The 1,914-nt window shown below is 67.5% G+C and carries 3 protein-coding genes; all 3 read left to right on the forward strand.

Features of this window, described 5'->3' with window-relative positions; genetic code table 11:
* Positions 1-792, forward strand: a 792-nt coding sequence (locus ACCC94_RS29505; RefSeq protein WP_413353129.1) for a DNA polymerase III subunit gamma/tau C-terminal domain-containing protein, incomplete at its 5' end; no start/stop codon positions are given.
* A gap of 37 nt (positions 793-829) precedes the next feature.
* Positions 830-1,156 carry a YbaB/EbfC family nucleoid-associated protein gene (locus ACCC94_RS29510; RefSeq protein WP_017516839.1) on the forward strand — a complete coding sequence of 109 codons (327 nt, stop codon included), beginning with the start codon at positions 830-832 and terminating at the stop codon, positions 1,154-1,156.
* A gap of 131 nt (positions 1,157-1,287) precedes the next feature.
* A complete protein-coding gene (gene recR / locus ACCC94_RS29515; protein ID WP_413353130.1) occupies positions 1,288-1,878 on the forward strand; it encodes a recombination mediator RecR in 591 nt (196 codons plus the stop codon).
* Positions 1,879-1,914: the final 36 nt, after the last annotated feature.

Below are 1,914 nucleotides of genomic sequence, written 5' to 3' on the forward strand. Positions count from 1 at the left end.
CCCGCAGCGGTTGAAGCGCAGCCGGAAGTGATGGACGCCGCAGAGCCTGTTGCTCCGGCCGTCGAGCCGCCGCCGGTTGCCGATGCGCCGGTCGACCTGCCGTGGGACGAACCCTCGGCGCCGGTTGCCGCAGCTCCCGCAGCGGTCCAGCCTGCTGCACCTGCACCTGCACCTGCAGCGGAAATGCCGGCTCCCGTGGCAGAGGCTGCCCCGCTCCCGGTTGAGGTGCCCGCACCTGTTGTGGCCGAAGCCCCGCTCGACGACGATGATCGCGACGAAGAGCCGCCGCCCGCGGAGGACTACTACGAAGTCGACATGGAGTCCTACGGCTACCTCGAGAGCGAGGCGCCGCAGGAGCAGGCCGAGCCGGAACCCGAGCCTGCCGCCATGCCGGCGACCGGCCTTGCCGCCGAGTGGCTGGACCTGTTCCCGCGCCTGGGCCTGGCCGGCCTGACTGCCAGCATCGGCGCCAACTGCACCCTGGTGGCGGTGGACGGCGACCACTGGCACCTGCACCTGGACCCGGGCCAGAGCGCGCTGTTCAACGCGACCCAGCAGCGTCGCCTGAACGATGCGCTGAACCAGTACCATGGGCGCACCCTGACCCTGCAGGTCACCCAGCAGAAGCCCGAGCAGGAGACGCCGGCCCAGGCTGCCGCGCGCAAGCGCGCCGAGCGTCAACGCCAGGCCGAGGCATCGATCGCCGCGGACCCCTATGTACTGCAGATGAAGCAACAGTTCGCCGCGGTCGTCCGCGACGGTACTATCGAACCCCTGGAGGCCAAGGCTTGAGCCTTGGCCGACGACTGAACGAATCGAGGAACTCGACATGATGAAAGGTGGCATGGCCGGCCTGATGAAGCAGGCCCAGCAGATGCAGGAAAAGATGCAGAAGATGCAGGAAGAGCTGGCCAACGCCGAAGTGACCGGTCAATCCGGCGCCGGCCTGGTGAGCGTGGTGATGACTGGTCGCCATGATGTCAAGCGCGTCTCCCTGGACGACAGCCTGATGCAGGAAGACAAGGAAATCCTCGAAGACCTGATCGCCGCCGCGGTGAACGACGCCGTACGCAAGATCGAGCAGAACAACCAGGAGAAGATGTCCGGCATGACCGCCGGCATGCAGCTCCCGCCCGGCTTCAAGATGCCTTTCTGATCCAGGCGCTTCCCCTGTAGGAGCGAGCTTGCTCGCGAACGCTCTACCGGCCCCAGTGGCTGGGCGGGGTTCGCGAGCAAGCTCGCTCCTACAGTCGTTCTACCCCCCGAAAAATATCCCGAGACCGCCCCATGAGCTTCACGCCGCTGATCCGCCAACTGATCGACGCCCTGCGCACCCTGCCCGGGGTAGGGCAGAAGAGTGCCCAGCGCATGGCGCTGCAGCTGCTGGAGCGTGACCGCAGCGGCGGCCTGCGCCTGGCCCAGGCGCTGACCCAGGCGATGGAGGGCGTCGGCCATTGCAAGCAGTGCCGTACCCTTTCCGAGGACGAGTTCTGCCCGCAGTGCACCGACCCGCGTCGTGACGACAGCCTGCTGTGCGTGGTGGAAGGCCCGCTGGACGTGTTCGCCGTCGAGCAGACCGGCTACCGTGGCCGCTATTTCGTGCTCAAGGGGCACCTGTCGCCGCTGGACGGCCTCGGTCCGGAAGCCATCGGCATTCCCGAGCTTGAAGCGCGGATCAAGGCCGGCAACTTCAGCGAGATCATCCTCGCCACCAACCCCACGGTGGAAGGCGAGGCGACCGCTCATTACATCGCCCAGCTGCTCGGCGGCGGCGACCTGGTGCTGTCGCGCATCGCCCATGGCGTGCCGCTGGGCGGCGAGCTGGAGCTGGTCGACGGCGGCACCCTGGCCCCCGCCCTGTGTCTTATTCACATCTGACGCTGCCGGCGAAAAGAGAGGTGTAGATGGCGGGGG

The organism is Pseudomonas sp. Pseusp97, from assembly GCF_047304025.1.
GTDB lineage: Bacteria > Pseudomonadota > Gammaproteobacteria > Pseudomonadales > Pseudomonadaceae > Pseudomonas.